Consider the following 23,798-nt stretch of genomic DNA (forward strand, 5'->3'; position numbering starts at 1 on the left):
CTGGCGAGATGCCCACCCGTACCTGGGTGCCGCCCGGCCCCTACGATCTGCACCGCACGCTCGGCGTGCTGGGGCGCGGGCCCGGTGATCCCGCGTTCGCGGTGCGCGGCGGCGAGATCTGGCGGGCCAGCCGCACCCCGCCAGGGCCCGGCACCCTCCGGCTGGCGGCCCGGCCCGCCGACGGCGCGGTCGCCGCCGAGGCATGGGGGCCCGGCGCCGACTGGCTGCTGGAGCGGCTGCCCGCACTGCTCGGCGCCGACGACGCCCCGGAGGCGTTCACCCCGCGCCACCGCCTGGTCCACGCCGCGCACCGCCGCCACCGCGGCGTCCGGCTCGCCCGTACGGGCCTGGTCCTGGAGTCGCTGATCCCCTCCGTCCTGGAGCAGAAGGTCACCAGCGACGAGGCGTACCGCGCCTGGCGGCTGCTGCTCCGGCGGCACGGCGAGCCCGCCCCCGGCCCCTGGGACCGGCTGCGGGTCATGCCCGATCCGCGCGGCTGGGCCCTGATCCCGTCCTGGGAGTGGCACCGCGCGGGCATCGACGCCAAGCGCTCCGACACGATCGTGCGCGCGGCGCGGGCCGCCCGGCGGCTGGAGGAGGCCGCCGCGATGGACCTCGCCGACGCCACCCGCAGGCTCTGCGCCCTCCCCGGCATCGGCCCGTGGACGGCCGCCGAGACGCTCCAGCGCGTCCTCGGCGCCCCGGACGCGCTCACCCTCGGCGATCTTCATCTGCCGAAGATCATCGGCTATGCGCTCACCGGTCGCCGCGGCACCACCGACGCGGAGATGCTCGACCTGCTCGCGCCGTACGAGGGCCAGCGGCACCGCGCCGCCCGGCTGATCCTGCTCTCCGGCACGGTCCCGCCGCGCCGCGCCCCGCGCTTCCCCGTCGGCGACATCGCCCGCCTGTGACGACCGGGCGGCGCCGCCCGTGCCCCACCCGGTCCACCACGGACCGCCGCCCGATCCCGTACGGGCCGACGCTGGACCCGTACGGGCAGCCATCGATCCCGTACGGGCCGTACGGACCACCCCTACGGGCCGGAGCCGCTCCCGTACGGGCCGAACTGGCCACCCCTACGGGCCGGAGCCGGCCCCGTACGGGTCGCCCCGGCGGCTCACCTTCCGCTCACCGCACCGCTCACCGCACCTCGATGAAATCGGCCTCGTCCCGTGCCGGGCGTTCCCGCGGCGGGGCCGCGGGGCGGCCGATCGCGACCGCGCCCATCGGGTCCCAGTCGCCGGGCAGCCCCAGGACCTCGCGGACCACGTCGCGGCAGAACATCGTCGACGACACCCAGGCCGAGCCCAGGCGCTCCCCGGCCAGCGCGACCAGGAAGTTCTGGATACCGGCGCCGTTCGCGACGACGAACATCTCCCGCTCGGCCGCCGCCCGCCGCGCGTCCGGGTAGCGGTGCGCACCGTCCGCGACCAGGCACGGCACGGCCAGGTACGGCGCGTTCCGCAGGACGTCGCCGCGGCGCAGCCGGCGGGCGACGGACTCCTCGGAGAACCCGTCGGCCCGCAGGTCGGCGGCCCAGGCGTCCCGCATCGCGTCCAGCAGCCGGGTCCGGCTCTCCGCCGACTCCAGCAGCACGAACCGCCACGGCGTGGTGTGGTGCGGCGCCGGGGCGGTCAGCGCCGCCGCGACCGCCCGGCGCACCGCGCCGCCGTCCACCGGGGCGTCGGTGAACTCCCGGACGGTGCGCCGCAGCGTCACCGCCTCCCGCACCGCCTCGGACGTGCCGAGCCGGAACATGTCGCCGTCGCCGCTGCGCACCAGCGCCCGCGCGCCCACGTCGTCCGCGCCGTCCGCCGGGTCCTGCGGGCCCGCCGAGGTCAGCACGTGCGGCAGCCCCCGCACCACCGCGACCGGCAGCGCCGCCGCCTTGCCCTTCACCAGGTCGCCGGCGGCGGCGAGTTCATCGGCGGTGGCCACCACCGTCGCGCTGAGCGGATTGCCCCACGCGTCGGTGCCGCCGCGCAGATCGTCCAGGACGCGGACGCCGGCGGCGCCGATCGCCACATCCGTCAGGCCCGACCGCCACGGCCGCCCGAAGGTGTCGCTGATGACGATGCCGACGTCCACGCCGAGCGCCTTGCGCAGCCCCGCGCGGAGCGCGCGGGCCGAGGCGTCCGGGTCCTCGGGGAGCAACAGCACGGTCCCGTAAGGGGTGTTGGAGGCGTCGACCCCGGCGGCGGCCATGATCAGGCCCTGCCGGTTCTGCACGATGCGCAGCGTGCCGCGGCGCGCCACCACGCGGACCGTCTCCCGGTCGATGGCCTCCTCGCGGTCGGTGGCCTCGACGATCCGGCCCTCGGCCTTGCTGACGATCTTCGAGGTGACCAGCAGGACGTCGCCGTCGGCGAGCCCGGGCAACCCGTCGGCGGTCGCGGCGTCCGCGATCAGCTTCACCAGATCGTCGCCGGGCTGTACCTCGGGGATGCCGGGCAGCGCCCAGACGCGGTAGCCGGGGGCGTCCGCCCCGGTGGAGCCGTTCATGCCCGCACCTCCCCGGCGAGCGTCAGCGCCGCGCGGGCCATGGCGGCGGTGGCGTCGAGGTCCGTCATCATCAGCGGCACCGCCCGGCAGCGGATCCCCGCGGCCTCGACGTCGGCGACCGCCGCGGCGTCCACCTCGTCGACCAGCCAGCCGTCCAGCAGCCCGGCGGGCGCGTCGTCCGTGGCCGCGCCGCCCTTCGCGCCGTAGTGCCGGGCGACCGCGGCGGCGGTGGCCTCGACGCCGACCGCGGCCAGCACCTTGTCGGCCATCCCGCGCACCGGCGCCCCGCCGACGATCGGGGAGAGGCCGATCACCGGGGCGTCCGCCGCCGCGACGGCGTCCCGGATGCCGGGCACCGCGAGGATCGTGCCGACGCTCACCACCGGGTTGGACGGCGGGAGGAGGATGACGTCCGCCGCGGCGATCGCCTCCAGCACGCCGGGCGCCGGAGCGGACTGCTCGGCGCCGACCGGCACCACCGCGTGCGCGTCCACCGAGGCGCGCAGCCGCACCCAGTACTCCTGGAAGTGGATCGCCCGCCGCTCCCCGCCCTCCTCGATCGCGACATGCGTCTCGACGCGGTCGTCGGTCATCGGCAGCAGCCGGACGCCGGGCTGCCAGCGGTCGCAGAGCGCCTCCGTGACGGCGCTGAGCGGATAGCCGGCGCCCAGCATCTGGGTCCGGACGAGATGGGTGGCGACGTCCCGGTCGCCCAGCCCGAACCAGTCGGGCCCCACGCCGTAAGCCGCCAACTCCTCCTTCACCCGGAAGGATTCGTCGTCGCGGCCCCAGCCCTTCTCCTCGTCGATGCCGCCGCCGAGGGTGTACATCACGGTGTCGAGGTCGGGACAGACCTTGAGTCCGAAGAGATGGATGTCGTCGCCGGTGTTGCCGATGACGGTGATCTCCGCCTCCGGCTGTGCTGCCTTCAGTCCCCGCAGGAAGCGGGCGCCGCCGATACCGCCGGCCAGAACCACAATGCGCATGCCCCCAGTCTGGCAGCCGCGCGGACGCGGCCGGCGGCCGGTCGACGCTCCGTCAGCGCGGGGCGGCCTCGGCGGCGACGGCGTGCTGCGAGGGGTGCATCTCCATCTCCGTCAGCCCGGGGAAGTAGATGTGCAGGCTGACCGCGGGCGTCAGCGCGTCGTTGACGACCTCGTGGACGTATCCGGGCGCGAAGACCCGCTGCGCACCGGGGCGCAGCGCATGCCGCACCTCGCCGCGGCCGGACGTCGCGTGCTCCGTCAGCTCCCCTTCCAGCACGGTCAGCACGCCGGACGAGCGCCCGTGGTCGTGGCGGCCGCTGCCCTGCCCCGGCAGCCAGCTCAGCAGCCACACCTCGTACCCGGCGGACGGGACCGAGCGCAGCCGGTGGTACCAGCGGGTGGTGGCGTCGTAGCGGACCAGCGGTTCCCAGGAGGCGCGGTCGGCGGCGAGGGAGCGGGCCAGTCCGGCGAAGCCGGCGACGGTGGAGGGGTGCGCGGGGACGGGCGGCAGGAGGTGGGCGACGGAGAGCAGGTCACCGGCGATCTGGACATCGCTGTTCATGTGCTTCGGGTTCCTCGAAGGACGAGCGGGGATGACGCGAACGGGGTGCGACGGCGCGCGGTGATCTCCCGGTGGGGGCACCGTGCGGGCGCGTGGAGCGGAGCGCTGCGGGGGTGGTGCGGCGGAGAGGGCTGGAGCTCAGTGGCTTCAACAGCTGGAACAGCGACAGCGAGCGTGCGCAGCGCGCAGCGACCCGTGGCAACGGGTCGAGCGGGGTGCGGAGGTCGCTGGCATGCGACCAAGGAGAACGGTTCGCGTCCGCGATGTCAACCGGACGCCGCCCGCGCCGGCGGGGCTTCACCCCATCCGGTCGGACCGTCCGGCGAAAGGTTTGTCCCCCGTCCGGCGGGAGAAAGGGGCGGGCAGCCGCGCCCGCGTACGCCGTTGGCGCCCAAAGGCCGCGCTGTGATCTCTCCCGCTCCACCGGGCGAGGTGCAACGGGAGTGCCGTCGGTCACGTCCCTGTGGGTACGGGGGCGCACCTCGGGTGTGCGCCCCCAGGGGATGTGTCCGGGTTTTTCACGATTTGAACACTTTCCGTGTACGTTTGGTTCCGCAGGGTGAATAAGGGGCGCAATAGCAGATCTTGGCTTGACTGGCCCGGATCCCCGCACTTGTAATTTCACTCGTGTCGTTCGGCCGTCACCGATCACGGTCGCATCACGGGGACGTCAAGCAGACGAGGGGCGCACATGACCGAGCTGTTCGAAGAATTGCTGGTCGAAGAGGCGGAAGAGGAGCTCGGCTGGCAGGAGCGCGCACTGTGCGCACAGACCGACCCCGAGTCCTTCTTCCCGGAGAAAGGCGGCTCCACCCGCGAGGCCAAGAAGGTCTGCCTCGCCTGTGAAGTCCGCTCCGAGTGCCTCGAATACGCCCTCGCCAACGACGAACGCTTCGGAATCTGGGGCGGTCTGTCGGAGCGCGAGCGGCGTCGGCTGAAGAAGGCCGCCGTCTGAAGGCGGCACGGAGGTCCGCCGGACGGACGGTGCGCGGCCCCGCGGGCCCCGCGGCCGTACCGCGCCAACTCCCCATATCCCCCTATAGCGAACCCACCGCCTCCAGCGCACTCCACGCCGGGGGCGGTCCGCTGTGCGAGGAGCCGGTGGGTGCGGGCGGGTGAACCATTAGTGTGGGGCTCCGTCCGAGACGTGCCGCCGCCCCCGAGTGGGCGCGCGCGTCCCTAGGGGGTGTCGTCAACGTCCCGTCCCGCTCGCGGCGCCCGGCGTGACGCTTCCCCTGGTAGTCCGTCGCAGTGTCTTCCGGGGGCGCCGGTCCGCGCGGCTTCGCCGCCGGCCCCGAACTCCCGGGTCCGGAGGGCCCGTACCTCGATGTCCGTGCACAGCCAGTCGGCGGCCCAGACCGCCACAGATCCCGCAGGCACCCCAGAGTTTCCACGGCATGTCGTCACCGCCGTGATCGTCTCCCACGACGGTGCCCGCTGGCTGCCCGACGCGCTCGCCGGTCTGCAGGGCCAGGAACGCCCGGTGCAGAACGTCATCGGCGCCGACACCGGCAGCGCGGACGACTCCGCCCAACTCCTCGGCGCCGCCCTCGGCGACGAGCGGGTGCTGCATCTCGCCCGCCGCTCCGGCTTCGGCACCGCGGTCGACGAAGCGGTCCGCACCGCCCCCGTCCTCACCCCCGACGACCTGCCGTACCTGAGGCGCCCCAGCGGCTGGGACCCCGTCAGCCGCACCTGGCGCGACGACGCGTACGACATGCCGGAGCTGCCGCACGGCGAACCGGTCCAGTGGCTGTGGCTGCTGCACGACGACTGCGCGCCCGAACCGACCGCCCTCGCCGAACTGCTGCGGGTCGCCGACGCCAGCCCCTCGGCCGCCGTCATCGGCCCCAAGCTGCGCAGCTGGTACGACCGCCGGCAGCTGCTGGAGGTCGGCGTCTCCATCGCCCGCAGCGGACGCCGCTGGACCGGCCTTGACCGCCGCGAACAGGACCAGGGCCAGCACGACCAGGTCCGCCCGGTCCTCTCCGTCTCCAGCGCCGGCATGCTCATCCGCCGCGACGTCTACGAGGAGCTGGGCGGCTTCGACCGGCGGCTGCCGCTGATGCGCGACGACGTCGACCTGTGCTGGCGCGCCCAGGCGGCGGGCCATCAGGTCCTCGTCGCCCCCGACGCGGTGCTGCGGCACGCCGAGGCCGCCGCCCGCGAACGCCGCACCGTCGACTGCGTCGGCCGCAACGTCGCCAGCCCGCACCGCGTCGACAAGGCCGGTGCCGTCTACACCCTGCTCGCCAACACCCGTGGCGCGCTCCTCCCGTACGTCCTGATCCGGCTGCTCCTCGGCACCGTGCTGCGGGTCCTGGCCTATCTCGTCGGCAAGGTGCCGGGGCAGGCGCTCGACGAACTCGCCGGGCTCTTCGGCACCCTGCTGCGGCCCGGCCGCATCCTCGCCGCCCGCAAGCGCCGGGGCCGGCCCGCCACCGACGCGAGCGAACTGCGGCCGCTGTTCCCGCCGCCGGGCGCCACGGTCCGGGTCACCGTCGAGCAGATCGCGGGCAACCTCACCGGACGCGCCGCGCCCGACGTGGCCTCGTCCGGGCGGCACGGCGCGGTGGAGTCCGGGCCGGGCGGGGACGACGCCGACTTCCTCGACGTCGAGCAGTTCGCCCGGCTCAAGCGGATCGCCCGCCGCCCGGCGCCGGTCCTCTTCGCCGTGCTGCTGCTGGTCTCGGTGATCGCCTGCCGCGAGCTGCTCGGCTCCGGTTCGCTGGCCGGCGGCGCGCTGCTGCCCGCGCCCGCGCACGTGACCGAGCTGTGGTCGTCCTACCTCGACAGCTGGCACCAGGTCGGCACCGGCTCCACCGCCGCGGCGCCGCCCTACCTCGCCGTCCTCGCGTTGCTCTCCACCCTCTTCCTGGGCAGCACCGGCTTCACCCTCACCCTGCTGCTGGTCTGCTCCGTCCCGCTGGCCGGACTCTCCGCCTACTTCGCCTCCCGCCCGCTGGTCGCCTCCCGGCTGCTGCGGGCCTGGGGCAGCGTCGTCTACGCGTTCCTGCCCGCGGCGACCGGCGCGCTGGCCGGCGGCCGCCTCGGCACCGCGGTGCTGGCGATCGCGCTGCCGGGCATGGCCCGCGCGGCCGTCGCCGCCGCCGGTCTGCGCCTGGCGCCGGGCACCCGCCCGAGCTGGCGCGCCACCTGGGCGCTGGCGCTGCTGACCACCTTCACCACGGCGTTCACGCCCGTCGTCTGGCCGCTCGCGGTGGCGCTGGGCCTCGCGCTGCTGGTGCTGCGCGCCCTCGACGGCAACCGCGCGCTGCTCACCGGGTACGCCCTGCGGTGCGCGGCCGTGGCGCTGGCGCCGCTGGTCGTCCTCGCGCCCTGGTCGCTGTCGCTCCTCGCGCACCCCGCGAACTTCTTCCGCGAGGCCGGTCTGGCGTACAGCACGGGCTCCGCCTCCGCGTTCGACCTGCTCTCGATCAACCCCGGCGGCCCGAAGACCGCGGGCGGCCTGCTGCTGCTCGGCATCGTCCTGGCCGCGCTCGGCGCCGCGCTGCGCGACGCCCGCCAGAAGGCGATCCGCACCGCCTGGGCGGTCGCCTTCGCCGCCCTGCTGCTCGCCGCGCTCGGCAACGGCCACGGCTGGACCGGCCCGCTGATGCTGGTCTACGGCCTGGCGCTGCTGACCGCCGCGGCCGTCGGTGCGGAGGGCATCCGCACCCGCATGATCGCCCTCGGCTTCGGCTGGAAGCAGCCGGCGGCCGTGCTGATCGCGCTGGCCTCCGCGCTCGCACCGCTCTACGCCGCCGTCACCTGGATGATCACCGGCGCCGCCGGTCCGCTGGAGCGCCGCGACCCGGTGCAGGTCCCGGCGTTCGTCGCCGAGGAGTCCGCCACCGCCGACCGGGCCCGCACCCTGGTGCTCGACGGCGGCGACGGCCACATCGGCTACAGCCTGGTCCGCGGCTCCGGCGCCCGCCTCGGCGACGCCGACCTGGCCCGCGAGGCCGGCGACGACACGCGGCTGGGCACCATCGTCGCCAACCTCGTCGCCGGCTCCGGCGCCGACCAGACCAGCCAGCTCGGCGGCTACGCCGTCCGCTACGTCCTGGTCCGCGACGGCGCCCCGCGCGAGATGGGCCGGGTCCTGGACGCGACGCCGGGCCTGACCCGGCTCAGCCAGGACGACGGCAGCGCCCTGTGGCGCGTCGACCGCCGCGTCTCGCGGGTGACGATCGTGGCGGGCGACGCCGCCGACGGCACCCGCGCCGGGAACGCCGCGGCGCCCGTCGCGGTGGCCGCCGGTCCCGTCGAGGCGCACACCCGGGTGCCCGCCGGACCCGAGGGCCGGGTGCTGCGGATCGCGGACGCCGCGGACGCGGGCTGGCAGGCCACGCTGGACGGCAAGCCGCTCAAGCCGGTCACGGTCGACGGCTGGGCGCAGGGCTTCGCCCTCCCGGCCGGCGCCGGCCGCCTCGACCTCACCCACGAGAACCCGCTCGGCCACACCCTGTGGACGGCCGCCCAGGGCCTGCTCGCCGTCGTCCTGGTGGTCCTGGCGCTGCCGGGCCGCCGCCGGGAGATCGACGACGACCTGCCGGAGGAGGCCGCCGCCGAGGCGCAGGCCACCGCCGCGACCGGCGACGGCCGCCGCGCCCGCCGCCTGCGCGCCGCCGCCCGGGCCGAGGAGACCTCCGCACCCGACGCACCCGACGCACCGGAGACCGCCGCCCCCGACGCCGCGCCCCCGGCCCCCGGCCAGGAACCGGCCGGGGCCCCGTACGACCCGGCCGCCCACGACCCGTACGCCGCGGTGCCGCAGCAGCAGTACGACCCGTGGGGCAACGCCCCCCAGCCCGGCGACCCGGCGGCGGCCCCGCAGCAGTTCGGGCCCGGCACCGCCGACCCGGCGGCCGCCCCGCAGCACTTCGGGCACGACCCCGGCGACGGCACGCAGCACCCGTACGGGTACGCGCAGCCCGACCCCTACCAGCAGCCCGGCGGCTACCCGGCCGATCCGTACGGGGCCGGCGCCCAGCAGGCGGGCGGCTACGACCCGTACGCCTACGGGCAGCAGCCCTACCCGGGGCAGCAGTCCTACGACGGGCAGCAGATCCCGGCCCAGCAGCCCTACGACGACGGCACGACCTGGCCCGGCCCGCACGCCGGACCGCGCCGTGACGGGAGCGAGCAGCAGTGAAGCGCACGATGATGACCCTGACCGCCGCGGCGGTCGCGCTCGCCGCGGCCACCGGCGTCGCCGCCGTCGCCGCCCCCGGGGGCGCACCGCAGGCGGCGCCCGGCGCGGCCCGCAAGCCGGTCGAACGCTCCGCGCTGCTCTGCCCGGCCCCGACCTCGTCGGACGTCGGCGAGACCACGTACACCGCGTTCTCGCCCAAGGGCGCCACGGGCAAGGGCACCGCCGCACTGCACGCCGCCGGCACGGTCCAGGAGGACACCGGCGGCAAGGGCGGCAAGGGCAAGGACGGGAAGGGCGGCAAGGACGACGGTGGCGGCGCCGGCGGGCAGCAGGCCGTGCCGCCGCGCGACAGCAAGCCGATCGCGCCGCTGACGGCCGCCGGCACCCCCGTCACCGCCACCACCAACCATTCCGACGCGCCCGCGCTGACCGGCGAGGCCGACGGCGCGCTGGCGCCCGGCTGGACCGTCCAGCAGACCACCGCGGTCGCCGCGGGCGCCGGGCGCGGACTGCTCGGTCTGAGCTGCGTGGCGCCCGACACCACCTTCTGGTTCCCGGGCGTCAGCACCGGCAAGGACCGGCAGGACTACGTCCACCTCACCAACCCCGACGCCACCCAGGCCGTCGTCGACCTCGAGCTGCGCGGCAAGGACGGCGCGCTGAGCGGCGAGGCGGGCGAGAACATCGCGGTGCCGCCGCACACCACCGTCCCGGTGCTGCTCTCCACCCTCACCACCTCCCCGCAGCCCGACGCGGCGCTGCACGTCACCGCCCGCGAGGGCCGCGTCGGCGCCTCCGTGCAGGCCACCGACGCCCACCAGGGCGGCGACTGGCTCCCGGCCGCCGCCGACCCGGCGCCCGGCGCGGTCCTGCCCGGCATCCCCGCCGACGCCACCGCCGTCCGGCTGATCGTCCTGGCGCCGGGCGACACCGACGCCGACCTGAAGGTGCAGCTGGCCACCCCGACCGGTTCGATCACCCCGGCCGGTCTGGAGTCGCTGCACGTCAAGAGCGGGATGACGACGGCGGTCGACCTCAAGCCGCAGGGCGAGGCGGGCTCGCTGGTGCTGTCGCCCGCCGACGACGGCGCCCGCACCCCGATCGTCGCGGCGCTCCAGGTGGTGCGCGGCAAGGGCGCGAACAAGGAGATGGCGTTCATCCCCGCGACCCGGCCCGTCGAGCAGCGCGCCACCGCCGCCGACAACCGCGCCAAGGGCGCCACGCTGTCGCTGGTCGCCCCGGAGAAGGGCAAGGACGCCAAGGTCACCGTCACCGCCTCGGCGGGCAGCGGCGGCGGCACGCCGGTCAGCAAGACGTACACGGTCAAGGGCGGCACCACCCTCGCCGTCGAGCCGCCGCGCCCGCAGGGCCTCAAGGGCGGCTACGCGCTGACGGTGGAGCCCGCCGCCGGCAGCGGCCCCGTCCACGCGGCGCGCACGCTGGCCCTGCCGCAGGGCGGCGTCCCCGCCTTCACGGTGCAGACGCTGCCGGACGACCGGGGCACGGTGGTCGTCCCGACGGCCGGCCAGGACCTGTCGCTGCTGACGGACTGACGGCGGGGCCGGTGGCCCGCGCGGCGGTCAGTCCTGGCCGTAGCGCGGGTCCACCGACTCCGGCGCGAGCCCGAGGAGTTCGGCGACCTGCTCGACGACGATCTCGTGGACCAGCAGCGCCCGCTCGTCGCGGCTCTTGGTGCGGATCTCGACCGGGCGGCGGTAGACGATGACGCGGTCGCGGTGCGGCCCGGCGGCGGGCACCGCCCGGCCCAGCGGCACCGTCCCGTCGTCCGGCTCCGCCCCGTCCTCCGGGCCGAACAGCGGCACCTCCTGCACGAGGAAGTCGACGCCGGACAGCTGCGGCCAGCGCCGCTCCAGCCGGTCGCGCGCATCGTGGACCAGATCCTCGAAGGCGTCGGCACGGCTGACGGAGAGCGGGACCTGCGGCGGGGCGATGGGGCCGCGCATGCCACGGCCGTGGCGGTCACGGCGGCGCGGGCGCGGTTCCGTCGGGCGGGGCGGTTCGGACGTGTCCATCGCCTCCGAGCGTAGCCGCCGCGGCCCTTTGGGGGAGGCGGAGCGAGGCATCCGGGAACACGGGGGCGGATGACCGGTCCGATAACGATTGTGTTCATTTGGCGCGCCCCTGCCCACGACCCGCCGCCTGACCGTGGACCCTCACCTTCTCCGCCCCTCCCCGCACCCATATATCCCATTCCTCCTTATTCTCGTCCGGGGAATCCGGCGACGCCGCCCCCGAGCGGCGTCCGCGCCGGCCCCGCGCGGCCCTTTCCGTGCCGTCCGGCGCAGGCCGCCGCGAGCGGGTGCAGGTCAGACGCACCGGACGAACCGGGACGACACGGTCGGGCGAGCGGAAGGTGAGTCGTCGCGGCCCGGTCAAGAGTGCGGTACCGTCCAACGTCGTGAGCCCTGTACGTCGCTGTTCGCGCACTGCGTGCGGCCGCCCCGCCGTCGCAACGCTGACGTACGTCTACGCGGATTCGACCGCCGTGCTCGGACCGCTCGCCACCTACGCGGAACCCCACTGCTACGACCTGTGCGCCGAGCACTCCGAGCGCCTGACCGCCCCCCGCGGCTGGGAAGTCGTCCGCCTGGCCATCGATCCCGGCCCGGCCCGCCCCAGCGGCGACGACCTCGAAGCACTCGCCAACGCGGTGCGCGAGGCGGCCCGTCCCCCGGAGCGCCCCGCCGCCCCCGAGCGCCCGGAAACCCGCGAGACGCCCCAGCCGGGCGCCGCCCGCCGCGGCCACCTCCGGGTGCTGCGGTCGCCGGACTCCTGACGCGAGATCGCAATCTCGGCCTGGTTCCTGACGCGGGATCACACCCCGGCCTGACTCCTGACGCGGGATCACACCCCGGCCCGATTCCTGACGGCGGGCCGAACTTCACGCGCCTGACGGGGTCCTGACGCGACGTCCGGCACCGGTACGGCCCGTCGACGCCGCCGCACCCGGCGCTCCGCTCCCCTTCCGCCGCCCACGGAGCGTCGGCGCCGCCGTACGGAGGGTTGACGCGGCCGGGAAGCCGACCCGACCATGCCTCCACTCCCCGCCAGATCCGATTCCGCATCGTGGAACAGCCCACGGCGTGGAGCGGCCGGGGATTCCCGTCTGGAGGCCCCGTGTTCATCCAGCACCTGGCTCCCGTGGCCGACTCGCTCGCGCTCTCCGCCCTCGTCGCCGCGCTGCCCCTGATCACCGTTCTCGTCCTGCTCGGCGCCGTCCGGATGCGCGCCCACCGCGCCGGGCTCACCGGCCTCGCCGTCGCCCTGGCCGTCGCCGCCCTCGCCTACGGCATGCCCGTGGGGCAGGCGCTCTCCGCCGCCGTCCAGGGCGCCGTCTTCGGCCTCTTCCCGATCCTGTGGATCGTCGTCAACGCCCTGTGGGTGTACCGGATGACGGTCCGCACCGGCCACTTCGACGTGCTGCGCCGCTCCTTCTCCCGCCTCTCCGCCGACCCGCGCATCCAGGCGCTGGTCATCGCCTTCTGCTTCGGCGCCCTGCTGGAGGCGCTGGCCGGGTTCGGCGCGCCCGTCGCCATCAGCGCGGTGATGCTGGTCGCCCTCGGCTTCGACCCGGTGAAGGCGGCGGTCGTCGCGCTCGTCGCCAACACCGCGCCCGTCGCGTTCGGCGCCATGGGCACCCCGGTCGTCACCCTCGCCCAGGTCACCGGGCTCCCGCTGGACGGCCTCGCCGCCGTGGTGGGCCGTCAGACGCCGCTGCTCGCCCTCGTCGTCCCGCTGCTGCTGGTGTTCCTCGTCGACGGGCGGCGCGGGCTGCGCGAGACCTGGCGGCCCGCGCTCGCCTGCGGACTCGCCTTCGCCGCCGTGCAGTTCGCCGCCGCCACCTACCTCTCCGCCCAACTCGCCGACATCGGCGCCGCGCTGGCCGGCGCCGCCGCCCTCGCCGCACTGCCCGCCGCCCGGCGCCCGGCCACCGAGGAGGTCCGCGCCGCCGTCCTCACCGGCGCCCGCAGCACCGGGCCGGACCGCCGCGACCCCCGGCGCACGGTGCTGCGCGCGTACGCCCCCTACGCCCTCATCGTCGTGATCTTCTCCGCGGCGCAGATCCCCCTGGTCAGGGACGCACTGGCGGGGGCGACCCGCGCCGTCGACTGGCCCTTCCTCGACGTCGTGGACGCGGCCGGCACCCGGGTCGGCGGCAACGTCCTCACCCTGCCGCTCCTCGCCACCGGCGGCACCCTCGTCCTCCTCGCCGGCGTGCCGACCGCCGCCGTCCTCGGCGTCCGCGCCAGAGACGCGGTCCGCGAATGGGCCGCCACCGTCCACGAGTTGCGGCGCGCGATCCTCACCGTCACCGCCGTCCTCGCGCTCGCCTACGTCATGAACCTCTCCGGCGCGGCCACCACCATCGGCCACGCCGTCGCCGCCGCGGGCGCCGGACTCGCCCTGCTCTCCCCGGTGCTCGGCTGGTTCGGCGTCGCCGTCTCCGGCTCCGACACCTCCGCCAACGCGCTCTTCGGCGCCCTCCAGGTCACCGCCGCCCGCCAGTCGGGGCTGCCGCCCGGCCTCCTCGCCGCCGCCAACAGCTCCGGCGGCGTCCTCGGCAAGATGATCTCCCCGCAGAACCTCACCATCGCCTGCGCCGCCGTCGGACTCGCCGGACGCGAGGGCGACCTGCTCCGCCGCGTCCTGCCGTGGAGCCTGGCGTTGCTGCTGGTCATGTGCCTGATCGTGGTCGCCCAGAGCACCGTCGTACTGGGCTGGACGCTGCCCTGACACCCCGCTGCCGGGGCGCGGCGGACCGGCTCGCCCCGGGAGCCGCGCCCGTCCGCGTGCCCCCTGGCGCGTACCCGACGTCCGCGCGGACCGCTGTCGGTACCTCCGGGTAGGTTGGATCTCCCGTACCGAATCCAGATCCAGGAGGCCGGCCGTGGCTGATCTGTCGCAGCTCGTGAAGGCGTACGACGTGCGCGGTGTCGTGCCCGACCAGTGGGACGAGTCGCTCGCGGAGCTGTTCGGCGCCGCCTTCACCGAGGTGACCGGCGCCGACGCGCTCGTCATCGGGCACGACATGCGGCCCTCCTCGCCGGGGCTGGCCGACGCGTTCGCGCGCGGCGCCGCGGCGCGCGGCGCGGACGTCACCCACATCGGCCTCTGCTCCACCGACGAGCTGTACTTCGCCAGCGGCGCCCTCGGCCTGCCCGGCGCGATGTTCACCGCCTCGCACAACCCCGCGCAGTACAACGGCATCAAGATGTGCCGCGCCGGTGCCGCCCCCGTCGGCCAGGACACCGGACTCGCCGACATCCGCGCCCTCGTCGAGCGCTGGATGACCGACGGCGCCCCGCAGCCCGCCGCCGTCCCCGGCACCGTCGGCGAACGCGATGTCCTGGGGGAGTACGCCGCCCACCTGCGCTCCCTCGTCGACCTCTCCGGCATCCGCCCCCTGAAGGTCGTCGTCGACGCGGGCAACGGCATGGGCGGCCACACCGTCCCCACCGTCCTCGCCGGACTGCCCCTCGAAGTGGACGCGCTCTACTTCGAGTTGGACGGCTCGTTCCCGAACCACGAGGCCAACCCCCTCGACCCGAAGAACATCACCGACCTCCAGGAGCGCGTCCGCGCCACCGGCGCCGATCTGGGCCTCGCCTTCGACGGCGACGCCGACCGCTGCTTCGTCGTCGACGAGAACGGCGACCCGGTCTCCCCGTCCGCCATCACCGCGCTGGTCGCCGCCCGCGAGCTGGCCAAGCACCCCGGCGGCACGGTCATCCACAACTGCATCACCTCCTGGTCGGTCCCCGAGGTGGTGAAGGAGCACGGCGGCACCGCCGTCCGCACCCGCGTCGGCCACTCCTTCATCAAGGAGCGGATGGCGCAGACCGGCGCGATCTTCGGCGGCGAGCACTCCGCCCACTACTACTTCCGCGACTTCTGGAACGCCGACACCGGCATGCTCGCCGCCCTCCACGTCCTCGCGGCCCTCGGCGGCCAGGACCGCCCGCTCTCCCAGCTGGTCGCGGCGTACGACCGCTACGCCGCCTCCGGCGAGATCAACAGCACCGTCGCCGACCAGACGGGCCGCCTCGCCGCCATCAAGAACGCCTACGAGCACCGCGACGGCATCACCCTCGACGAGCTGGACGGCCTCACCGTCACCGCCGCCGACTGGTGGTTCAACCTCCGCGCCTCCAACACCGAACCGCTCCTGCGCCTGAACGTCGAGGCCCGGGACGCGGAGACGGTGGCCCGGGTGCGGGACGAGGTGCTGGCGGTGGTCCGGGCGTAAGGGCGGTCCCGACAGTCCCCGGCGGGCGCGCGACGACGGCTGCATCCCCAAGCCCTCGGCTGCGCCCGAGCGGGAGCCCATGTGGCGCGGGGCTCGGGCGGACTGGCGGGCGCTCGGCCGCGCCCGAGCAGGGCAGGCTCCCTCCTCGCCGGGTTGCCGGCACAGCCGGATACACCCGGTGCCGGGGTGTCCCTCAGCCTTGTACCGGGGCTTCCCTCAGCCTTGCGACCGCACGCACACCTTGCGATCGCACGCACCGGACGCCGCGGGGCCGCCCTTCGGGCGACGACGGGAGTTTCGACGACAGGCCCGGGCAGCCCGACCGCGCCGGGGCACCGGCGGGGCGCCGACAGGGCGCCGACAGGGCGCCGACGGGGCGGGCTGCCCGGGGGCGCGGTGCGCGGTCGCCCGGAGCGATGCCCCGGCCGCCGTCAGAGGCGGCCCGGGCCCGTGGTCGGCCTGTCCTTCGCCCGGCCTGTCCTTCGCCCGGACCGTTCTGCCGGCGCCGTCGGGGGCCGCGGGCATCCGGCCGTGGGCCTGGGGACCGGCCCCGGCTCGCCGAGGGGGGCCCGGTCGACGCTCCGGCGTCCGGCTCCGCCTCGGTACGCCTGCGGCCTGGGGTCAGGCATGCTGCCTGGGGCCGGGCAGCCGCCTGAGACCGGGGTACGCCGTCCGGGCCGGCAGCGCTGCCGGCCGGGCGCCCGAGGCCTCGGCCCCGGCTCGCCGAGGGGGACCGGCCGACGCTCCGGCGTCCGGATCCGCCTCGATACGCCTGCCGCCTGAGACCGGGGCACGCCGCCTGGGCCGGGCACCCGCCGGGGCCGGGCACGCCGCCCGGGCCGGCAGCCCCGCCGGCAGAGGCCTACCAGCAGAGGCCCGCCGGCAGAGCCCCGGCACCCGGCCCCTCCCGCCACGGCCCGGAACCCCCCACGCGGACCACCGACCACGCCCCCCGGGGCACAGAGCATCACCTCCCGCAACACGACGGCCCGCCCCGTCGACGCCCCCGTACGCCCCCGGCCCCCGACGACAGGGCCCCGCCCCCCGCCCGGCGGTAGGCTGGCGGGGCCGCAACCATCGAAGGAGCAAGCCCCCATGCCGGTCGACGCCAGCCTCATCGAGATCCTTGCCTGCCCCGCCTGCCACGCCCCGCTGGCGGACCGGACCGCGGACGACCCCGCCGAGCTGGTCTGCACCTCCACGACGTGCGGCCTCGCCTACCCCGTGCGGGACGGCATCCCCGTACTCCTCGTCGACGAGGCCCGTCGCCCCGCCTGACCGGACGCCGCCGGGGCCCGCCCCGGCCCCGCCCGGCGTGTCCCGCCCGCACCGGCGAACGGAGGCCGCGCCCACCATGCTCGACGAGTCACTCCTCGACAACCCCGAGGCGCTGGCCCGCGCCGACCGCTTCGGCCTGCTGCGCGGCGTCGCCGAATCCGGCGCCCGGGTCCGCACCGCCGCCCGCGGCGCCGCCGAGGCCGGCATCGCCGACCTCGTCCCCGACGGGCGGCCCCGCGCCGTCCTCGTCGCCGGGCCCGGCCCCGTCGCCCCCTGCGTCGCCGACCTCTTCGGCGCGCTCGGCGGCGGCAGCTGCCCCGTCACCCACATCCCGCCCACCGGCGTCGACGCCCGCCCCGGCGCCCTGCGCTGGACGCTGCCCGGCTGGTGCGGCCCCCTCGACCTGGTCCTGATCGCCGGGCCCGACGGCTCCGACCCCGGCCTCGCCGAACTGGTCGAGGGCGCCTACCGCCGCGGCTGCTCCGTCGTCGCCGTCACCCCCGCCGGCTCCCCGCTCGCCGAGGCCGTCCGCCAGGCCCGCGGCCTCGCCGTCCCGCTGGCGACCACCGCCTACGACGCCGAGTTCGACGTCGAGGGCGCCCCGCCCGCCGCCCCCGGCACCCTCTGGTCGCTGCTCACCCCGATCCTCGCGCTCGCCGACCGGATCGGGCTGCTCAGCGCCCCGCCCGAGGCGCTCGACCGCCTCGCCGACCGGCTCGACCAGCTCGCCGAGAGCTGCGGACCGGCCCTCGCCACGTACACCAACCCGGCCAAGACGCTGGCCGCCGAGGTCGCCGACGCCCTGCCGCTGATCTGGACCGAGGGCCGGGTGGCCGGCGCCGTCGGCCGCCACTTCGCCGCGGAACTGGGGAGCCTCGCCGGGCGCCCCGCCCTCGCCGCCGAACTCCCCGAGGCGCTCACCGCCCACCGCACGCTGCTCTCCGGCGCCCTCGCCGCCGGCGCCGACCCGGACGACTTCTTCCGCGACCGCGTCGAACAGCCCGCCGCCCTCCACGCCCGCGTCATCCTCCTGCGCGAACACGCCCCCGGCCCGCTCTCCGCGACCCGCGCCGCCCACACCCTCGCCGAGGAGCGCGGCACCGCCGTCAGCGCGGTGGAACCACCGGACGGCACCGACCTGGAGACCGCGGCCGAACTACTCGCCATCGTGGGTTTCGCCGCCGTTTACCTCGCGCTCGCCGACACCGAGTGATCTGTGAGGGCCGCCCCGCGGCCACCGCCCGGGACCCCACCCGTACGCCCCACAGGCACCGCCGCCCCGCCGGACCCCGTACGCCACGCAGGAAGCAGCAGCCCCATGGACCGCCTCGTCAACACCGTGCGCCCCTACGCCTGGGGCTCCGTCACCGCCCTGCCGGAGCTGCTCGGCACCGAACCGACCGGTGAGCCCCAGGCCGAGATGTGGATGGGTGCCCACCCCGGCGCCCCCTCCCGCATCGACCGCGGCGCCGGGCCCGTCTCCCTGGCCGACGTCATCGCCGCCGCCCCCGAGGCCGAACTGGGCACCGCCGCCGTCGCCGCCTTCGGCCCCCGGCTGCCCTTCCTCCTCAAACTCCTCGCCGCGGGCTCCCCGCTCTCCCTCCAGGTCCACCCCGACCGCGCCCAGGCCGAGGCGGGCTACGCCGACGAGGAGCGCCGCGGCGTCCCTCTCGACGCCCCGCACCGCAACTACAAGGACCCGAACCACAAGCCCGAGATGCTCTGCGCCCTCACCCCGTTCGAGGGCCTCTGCGGCTTCCGCCACCCCGCCGAGGCCGCCGACCTGCTGGCGGGCCTGGAGATCGACGCGCTCAAGCCGTACGTCGACATCCTGCGCGCCGAACCGGAGGCCGACGCACTGCGCGAGGTCCTGACCGCCCTCCTCTCCACCGACCGCGCCGCCCTCGCCGACTGTGTCGACCGCGCCGCCGCGGCCGCCGACCGGCGGGGCGCGGAAGACGGCCCGCACGCCCCCGCCTACGCCGCGTACGCCGCCCTCGCCCACCACTACCCGGGCGACCCCGGCATCCTCGCCGCGATGCTGCTCCACCACGTCACGCTCCAGCCCGGCGAAGCGCTCTTCCTCGGCGCCGGCATCCCGCACGCCTACCTCAGCGGGCTCGGCGTCGAGCTGATGGCCAACTCCGACAACGTGCTGCGCTGCGGTCTGACGCCCAAGCACATCGACGTCCCCGAACTGCTGCGCGTCGTCCGCTTCACCCCCGGCGACCCCGGCATCCTCCGCCCCGAGGAGACCGACGGCGAGGAGGTCTACGACACCCCCGCCGACGAATTCCGCCTCTCCCGCCACGTCCTCGCCCCCGGCGCCGCCCCACGCACCCTGGACGCGCGGACCCCGCAGATCCTCCTCTGCACGGCAGGCACCGTCCTGGCCCGCCCGGCCGACGCACAACTCGCCGACCCGGGCGACGAGTTGCGGCTCACCCCGGGACAGTCGGCATTCGTCCCGGCCGGCGAACGCATCACCGTCTCCGGCGAGGGCACGCTCTTCCGGGCCACGGTCGTCGCATAACGGGAACCTGCCGCCGGGAGCGCACCGCACGACGGCGTCCGGCGGCACATCCCCGCGACGAACGACTCCGCACCCCTCGACCCCGCCCTGACCTGCCACGACCACCGAGGGCGCCGTCCACCCACCGGGCACCTGGCAGCGCCCGCCGGCAGGGCTGCGAGAATGACCGCCCCACATGCTTAAAGGGGCAGTAAAGCCCGGCCGACGGAAGGGACATACGGCACTCATGAGTGCATCAGGCGGAACCAAGGCGATCGTCGCGGCGCTGGGCGCCAACCTGGCCATCGCCGCAGCGAAGTTCGTGGCGTTCGCCTTCAGCGGCTCGTCGTCCATGCTCGCCGAAGGCGTGCACTCGATCGCCGACTCCGGCAACCAGGGCCTGCTCCTGCTCGGCGGCAAGAAGGCCAAGCGCGCCGCCACCGAGGAACACCCCTTCGGCTACGGCCGCGAGCGCTACGTCTACGGCTTCCTCGTCTCCATCGTCCTCTTCACCATCGGCGGCGTCTTCGCGCTCTACGAGGGCTACGAGAAGATCCACGAGCCGCACGCCCTCGAAAACTGGTACTGGCCGGTCGGCGTCCTCCTCTTCGCCGTCGTCGCCGAGGGCCTCTCCTTCCGCACGGCCATGAAGGAATCCAACGAGCTGCGCGGCAAGCAGAGCTGGGCGCAGTTCATCCGTCGCGCCAAGGCCCCCGAGCTGCCCGTCGTCCTGCTGGAGGACTTCGGCGCGCTCATCGGCCTCGTCCTCGCCCTGTGCGGCGTCGGCCTCACCCTGATCACCGGCGACGGCATCTGGGACGGCATCGGCACGATGTGCATCGGCGCGCTGCTGGTGCTGATCGCGCTCGTACTCGCCGCGGAGACCAAGTCGCTGCTGCTCGGCGAGGCCGCCGGCGCCGAGCAGGTCGCCAAGATCCGCGAGGCGGTCGTCGACGGCGACACCGTCACCCGCCTCATCCACATGCGCACCCTCCACCTCGGCCCCGAGGAACTGCTCGTCGCCGCCAAGATCGCGGTGGCCCACGACGACACCGCCCGCGAGGTCGCCGACGCGATCAACGCCGCCGAGGAACGCATCCGCGCCGCCGTCCCGATCGCCCGGGTCATCTACCTGGAGCCCGACATCTACGACGAGGCCGTCGCAGCCGCCGGCGCCGACCCGGAGAAGTCCCCCGGAGGCCGCTGACCCCCAAAGGCACCCACCGGTGCCGGCACCACCACCCGGCGCCCGCCTCCCGGCCGCGTCTCCCGAAGGCCCCGCTCCCCGGAGCGGGGCCTTCGCGCGTACGGGCCCGACGGCGCGGACACGCGGGAGGACACCGCCCCCGCGCCGACCGGAAACCGCATGATCTCGGCCCCGATCGGCCCGCGCCCCACGGCCCGCGTGACACCCCCGCCGAGCCGACGTTCCACGCGGCCACCCGCACCGGCCCCTCCCCGCACCTCCGTACGGCACGGCCCGCGCCACCCGCACCACCGCCCCCGCAGCGCACAGAATGAGCCGAGGCGGGCTGGGGCAGCCGGGCCGGTCGGTGTAGATTCGTCCCCAGTGCCAGACGTCGCTGCTGATGGCGGTCGGGCGGCCCGCACCGCGGACCGGCCGAGGGAGAGAGGGCCTCCGACGGACTGCGCTGCGGCCAGGGGAGAGGTGCGTTCGCATCCGCGTGCGCTTCCGCCTGCCCGCGCCGCAGACTGCCCAGCCCGACATCCACCTCGCCGCACGAGGAGCAGCCCGTATGACCACCGCAAACGGCCAGGACTTCAAGGTCGCCGACCTCTCCCTCGCCGCCTTCGGCCGCAAGGAGATCACCCTCGCCGAGCACGAGATGCCCGGCCTGATGGCGATCCGCAAGGAGTACGCCGAGGCCCAGCCCCTCGCGGGCGCCCGCGTCACCGGCTCCCTGCACATGACCGTGCAGACCGCCGTCCTCATCGAGACCCTGGTCGCCCTCGGCGCCGAGGTCCGCTGGGCGTCCTGCAACATCTTCTCCACCCAGGACCACGCCGCCGCGGCCATCGCCGTCGGCCCCAACGGCACCCCCGACAACCCCCAGGGCGTCCCGGTCTTCGCCTGGAAGGGCGAGTCCCTTCAGGAGTACTGGTGGTGCACGGAGCAGGCCCTGACCTGGCCGAACTCGCCCACCGGCGGCCCGAACATGATCCTGGACGACGGTGGCGACGCCACCCTCCTCGTCCACAAGGGCGTCGAGTACGAGAAGGCCGGCAAGGTCCCCTCCGTCGACACCGCCGAGAGCGATGAGCACCGCGCCATCCTGGAGCTGCTCACCCGCACCGTCGCCGAGGCCCCGCAGAAGTGGACCCGCCTCGCCTCGGAGATCCGCGGCGTGACGGAGGAGACCACCACCGGCGTCCACCGCCTCTACGAGATGCACCGCGACGGCGATCTCCTCTTCCCGGCGATCAACGTCAACGACGCCGTCACCAAGTCGAAGTTCGACAACAAGTACGGCTGCCGCCACTCCCTCGTCGACGGCATCAACCGCGCCACCGACGTCCTCATCGGCGGCAAGACCGCCGTGGTCTGCGGCTACGGCGACGTCGGCAAGGGCTGCGCGGAGTCGCTCCGCGGCCAGGGCGCCCGCGTGATCATCACCGAGATCGACCCGATCTGCGCGCTCCAGGCGGCGATGGACGGCTACCAGGTCACCACCCTGGACGAGGTCGTCGAGACCGCCGACATCTTCGTCACGACGACCGGCAACAAGGACATCATCATGGCCTCCGACATGGCCCGGATGAAGCACCAGGCCATCGTCGGCAACATCGGCCACTTCGACAACGAGATCGACATGGCCGGCCTCGCCAAGCTCGACGGCATCGTCAAGGACGAGGTCAAGCCGCAGGTCCACACCTGGACCCACCCCGACGGCAAGGTCCTGATCGTCCTCTCCGAGGGCCGCCTGCTCAACCTCGGCAACGCGACCGGCCACCCCTCCTTCGTGATGTCCAACTCCTTCGCGGACCAGACCCTGGCCCAGATCGAGCTGTTCACCAAGCCGGAGGAGTACCCGACCGACGTCTACGTCCTGCCCAAGCACCTGGACGAGAAGGTCGCCCGCCTCCACCTGGACGCGCTGGGCGTCAAGCTCACCACGCTCCGCCCGGAGCAGGCCGCCTACATCGGCGTCGAGGTCGAGGGCCCGTACAAGCCCGACCACTACCGCTACTGAGCAGCCGCGTAACACCCGCAGCAGCCGGTGACACCAGGCCCTCGCCCCACCGGGCGAGGGCCTGGCCCGTACCGCCCCACCGGCCCGCACACGCCCGCTCCAAGGACCCCCATGCCCCGCGGCCACTACTCCCTGCACGATCCGCACGACCACACCCCCCTCGGCGAAGAACACTTCCACTGCGCCACCGGCCCCTCCGGCTGGCGCTACGTCTCGCAGATCACCACCCCGTCCGGCGACCACGCCGGCTCAGTCGACCTCACCCTCGACGAGCTGGGCCGCCCCCTCCGTCTCGAACTCCACGCGGGCGGCTGGCAGGTACGCGGCGCCGCACTCGACGGCGTCACCTGGGTCCGCACCGACCCGACCGGCGAACATGCCACGGAGGGCAACGTTCCCGCCCACGCCTTCACCGGCGCGTCCCCCGCATTCCTCATCGCCACCGCCCGGCTGCTGCGCCCCGCACCCGGCGCCGGAGCCGTCCGCACCCGGCTCGTGGCCTTCACACCCCCCGTCCTCGCCCCCCGCACGCTCGACCAGTCCTGGGCGCTGGTCTCCAGCACAGCACACGCCACTGACAACGCCCCGCTGATCGACGACGCGTACCAGGTCAACGATCTGGAGACCGGCGAGCAGCACACCGTCCACCTCGCCGGCGACGTCGTCCTCGCCGCGCCCGGCATCGAACTCGAATCCCTCGACTCCCCGCCGTCGACCTTCCCGTAGCCGATGCCCGGCCCCCCGATGTGCGGCCTCCATGCTGACCTGCTAGTCTCCATACCTCCCCAGGAAACCCGTTGACACGGGAGTCTCGGGGAGGTAGATTCGAACGGTTGCCGGGAGCTGGACAGGTTCCACCGCAACGGTTAGTCTCCTATCTCGCCCCGGCCAGAATTCAATTCAGCGGGGCCACTCGAATCATTTGCCAGAACTCTTCGCCGATTATTCGGTCGAAATATTTCTGATAATGTTCGGGTCAGCCGAAAGGCAAACCCCTCCGACGGGTAATCGGAAACGAATTCGGACCGGAAACGGCGCGAATCGGATCTGATAGAGTCGGAAAAGCCGGAAAGCGAAAGTTGAAGGCAAACCCCGCTCCAACAGGGGGCCGGAAACGCCCAGCGGATCTGGTAAGGTTGGAACCGCGGAAAAGCCGAAAGGCCGGACCGCATCGGCGAAAATCAGAACCGAAAGGATCTGATAGAGTCGGAAACGCAAGACTGAAGGGAAGCGCCCGGAGAGCCTGGTGAAACAGGCACAAAGGAAGCGTCCGTTCCTTGAGAACTCAACAGCGTGCCAAAAGTCAACGCCAGATAT

The 23,798-nt window shown here is 74.9% G+C and carries 17 protein-coding genes; 13 read left to right on the forward strand and 4 right to left on the reverse strand.

Annotated elements, in window-relative coordinates; all coding sequences use genetic code 11:
* Nucleotides 1-8: 8 nt before the first annotated feature.
* Entirely contained in the window at nt 9-914 is a 906-nt protein-coding gene (locus ABT345_RS08245; protein WP_345090727.1) for a DNA-3-methyladenine glycosylase family protein, read from the forward strand.
* A 229-nt stretch (nt 915-1,143) separates the two neighbouring features.
* Here the strand turns inward: ABT345_RS08245 and ABT345_RS08250 are convergent, their stop codons facing one another.
* From ABT345_RS08250 to ABT345_RS08260, 3 genes are read right to left on the reverse strand one after another with little or no spacing between them, the layout of a single operon-like run.
* Entirely contained in the window at nt 1,144-2,505 is a 1,362-nt protein-coding gene (locus ABT345_RS08250) for a coenzyme F420-0:L-glutamate ligase (protein WP_345090729.1), read from the reverse strand.
* Nucleotides 2,502-3,491, reverse strand: coding sequence for a 2-phospho-L-lactate transferase (gene cofD / locus ABT345_RS08255; RefSeq protein WP_345090732.1), 990 nt, complete (start codon nt 3,489-3,491; stop codon nt 2,502-2,504). Before cofD ends, ABT345_RS08250 begins: the two co-directional genes overlap by 4 nt.
* A 52-nt stretch (nt 3,492-3,543) precedes the next feature.
* A complete protein-coding gene (locus tag ABT345_RS08260) occupies nt 3,544-4,053 on the reverse strand; it encodes a cysteine dioxygenase (protein WP_345090735.1) in 510 nt (169 codons plus the stop codon).
* 691 nt (nt 4,054-4,744) lie between these two features.
* Between ABT345_RS08260 and ABT345_RS08265 the strand changes: the two genes are divergently transcribed.
* From ABT345_RS08265 to ABT345_RS08275, 3 genes are all read left to right on the forward strand, one after another.
* Nucleotides 4,745-5,008, forward strand: a complete 264-nt coding sequence (locus ABT345_RS08265) for a WhiB family transcriptional regulator (RefSeq protein ID WP_030282286.1) — start codon at nt 4,745-4,747, stop codon at nt 5,006-5,008.
* 372 nt (nt 5,009-5,380) lie between these two features.
* A complete protein-coding gene (locus ABT345_RS08270; protein WP_345090739.1) occupies nt 5,381-9,211 on the forward strand; it encodes a glycosyltransferase in 3,831 nt (1,276 codons plus the stop codon).
* A complete protein-coding gene (locus tag ABT345_RS08275; RefSeq protein ID WP_345090742.1) occupies nt 9,208-10,764 on the forward strand; it encodes a DUF5719 family protein in 1,557 nt (518 codons plus the stop codon). The genes ABT345_RS08270 and ABT345_RS08275 overlap by 4 nt, the downstream gene beginning before the upstream one ends.
* 27 nt (nt 10,765-10,791) lie before the next feature.
* Here ABT345_RS08275 and ABT345_RS08280 read toward each other — a convergent pair whose 3' ends face one another.
* A complete protein-coding gene (locus tag ABT345_RS08280) occupies nt 10,792-11,244 on the reverse strand; it encodes a metallopeptidase family protein (RefSeq protein ID WP_345090745.1) in 453 nt (150 codons plus the stop codon).
* Between the two features lie 341 nt (nt 11,245-11,585).
* Between ABT345_RS08280 and ABT345_RS08285 the strand changes: the two genes are divergently transcribed.
* The 9 genes from ABT345_RS08285 to ABT345_RS08325 all read left to right on the forward strand — a co-directional run bounded on the left by ABT345_RS08285 (nt 11,586) and on the right by ABT345_RS08325 (nt 23,207).
* Nucleotides 11,586-12,008 carry a DUF3499 domain-containing protein gene (locus ABT345_RS08285; protein WP_345090748.1) on the forward strand — a complete coding sequence of 141 codons (423 nt, stop codon included), beginning with the start codon at nt 11,586-11,588 and terminating at the stop codon, nt 12,006-12,008.
* 341 nt (nt 12,009-12,349) lie between these two features.
* On the forward strand, nt 12,350-13,966 hold the full coding sequence (locus tag ABT345_RS08290; RefSeq protein WP_345090751.1) for an L-lactate permease: 1,617 nt from the start codon (nt 12,350-12,352) through the stop codon (nt 13,964-13,966).
* Between the two features lie 154 nt (nt 13,967-14,120).
* Nucleotides 14,121-15,479 carry a phosphomannomutase/phosphoglucomutase gene (locus ABT345_RS08295; RefSeq protein ID WP_345090753.1) on the forward strand — a complete coding sequence of 453 codons (1,359 nt, stop codon included), beginning with the start codon at nt 14,121-14,123 and terminating at the stop codon, nt 15,477-15,479.
* 1,095 nt (nt 15,480-16,574) lie between these two features.
* Complete coding sequence (locus tag ABT345_RS08300; protein WP_345090755.1) at nt 16,575-16,757, forward strand: Trm112 family protein; 183 nt, start codon at nt 16,575-16,577, stop codon at nt 16,755-16,757.
* Nucleotides 16,758-16,833: 76 nt separating this feature from the next.
* The gene (locus ABT345_RS08305; RefSeq protein WP_345090757.1) at nt 16,834-17,970 is read left to right on the forward strand and encodes an SIS domain-containing protein; all 1,137 of its coding nucleotides are present in this window, start codon (nt 16,834-16,836) and stop codon (nt 17,968-17,970) included.
* Nucleotides 17,971-18,075: 105 nt separating this feature from the next.
* Nucleotides 18,076-19,290, forward strand: a complete 1,215-nt coding sequence (manA, locus tag ABT345_RS08310; RefSeq protein ID WP_345090759.1) for a mannose-6-phosphate isomerase, class I — start codon at nt 18,076-18,078, stop codon at nt 19,288-19,290.
* 226 nt (nt 19,291-19,516) lie between these two features.
* Complete coding sequence (locus ABT345_RS08315) at nt 19,517-20,476, forward strand: cation diffusion facilitator family transporter (RefSeq protein WP_345090762.1); 960 nt, start codon at nt 19,517-19,519, stop codon at nt 20,474-20,476.
* Between the two features lie 550 nt (nt 20,477-21,026).
* Entirely contained in the window at nt 21,027-22,481 is a 1,455-nt protein-coding gene (ahcY, locus tag ABT345_RS08320) for an adenosylhomocysteinase (RefSeq protein WP_345090765.1), read from the forward strand.
* 111 nt (nt 22,482-22,592) lie between these two features.
* Nucleotides 22,593-23,207, forward strand: a complete 615-nt coding sequence (locus ABT345_RS08325; protein WP_345090768.1) for a hypothetical protein — start codon at nt 22,593-22,595, stop codon at nt 23,205-23,207.
* The last annotated feature ends 591 nt before the right edge of the window (nt 23,208-23,798 follow it).

It is taken from the genome of Streptomyces sp. NPDC000404 (genome assembly GCF_040300365.1).
In the GTDB taxonomy this organism is placed as follows: Bacteria; Actinomycetota; Actinomycetes; order Streptomycetales; family Streptomycetaceae; genus Streptomyces; species Streptomyces ramulosus.

Excerpts from the sequence above, each read along its gene's own strand:
- ABT345_RS08245 (WP_345090727.1), top strand. The coding sequence starts at position 9 with ATGCCCACCCGTACCTGGGTGCCGCCCGGCCCCTACGATCTGCACCGC.
- ABT345_RS08250 (WP_345090729.1), bottom strand. The coding sequence starts at position 2,505 with ATGAACGGCTCCACCGGGGCGGACGCCCCCGGCTACCGCGTCTGGGCG.
- cofD (WP_345090732.1), bottom strand. The coding sequence starts at position 3,491 with ATGCGCATTGTGGTTCTGGCCGGCGGTATCGGCGGCGCCCGCTTCCTG.
- ABT345_RS08260 (WP_345090735.1), bottom strand. The coding sequence starts at position 4,053 with ATGAACAGCGATGTCCAGATCGCCGGTGACCTGCTCTCCGTCGCCCAC.
- ABT345_RS08265 (WP_030282286.1), top strand. The coding sequence starts at position 4,745 with ATGACCGAGCTGTTCGAAGAATTGCTGGTCGAAGAGGCGGAAGAGGAG.
- ABT345_RS08270 (WP_345090739.1), top strand. The coding sequence starts at position 5,381 with ATGTCCGTGCACAGCCAGTCGGCGGCCCAGACCGCCACAGATCCCGCA.
- ABT345_RS08280 (WP_345090745.1), bottom strand. The coding sequence starts at position 11,244 with ATGGACACGTCCGAACCGCCCCGCCCGACGGAACCGCGCCCGCGCCGC.
- ABT345_RS08300 (WP_345090755.1), top strand. The coding sequence starts at position 16,575 with ATGCCGGTCGACGCCAGCCTCATCGAGATCCTTGCCTGCCCCGCCTGC.
- ABT345_RS08305 (WP_345090757.1), top strand. The coding sequence starts at position 16,834 with ATGCTCGACGAGTCACTCCTCGACAACCCCGAGGCGCTGGCCCGCGCC.
- manA (WP_345090759.1), top strand. The coding sequence starts at position 18,076 with ATGGACCGCCTCGTCAACACCGTGCGCCCCTACGCCTGGGGCTCCGTC.
- ABT345_RS08315 (WP_345090762.1), top strand. The coding sequence starts at position 19,517 with ATGAGTGCATCAGGCGGAACCAAGGCGATCGTCGCGGCGCTGGGCGCC.
- ahcY (WP_345090765.1), top strand. The coding sequence starts at position 21,027 with ATGACCACCGCAAACGGCCAGGACTTCAAGGTCGCCGACCTCTCCCTC.
- ABT345_RS08325 (WP_345090768.1), top strand. The coding sequence starts at position 22,593 with ATGCCCCGCGGCCACTACTCCCTGCACGATCCGCACGACCACACCCCC.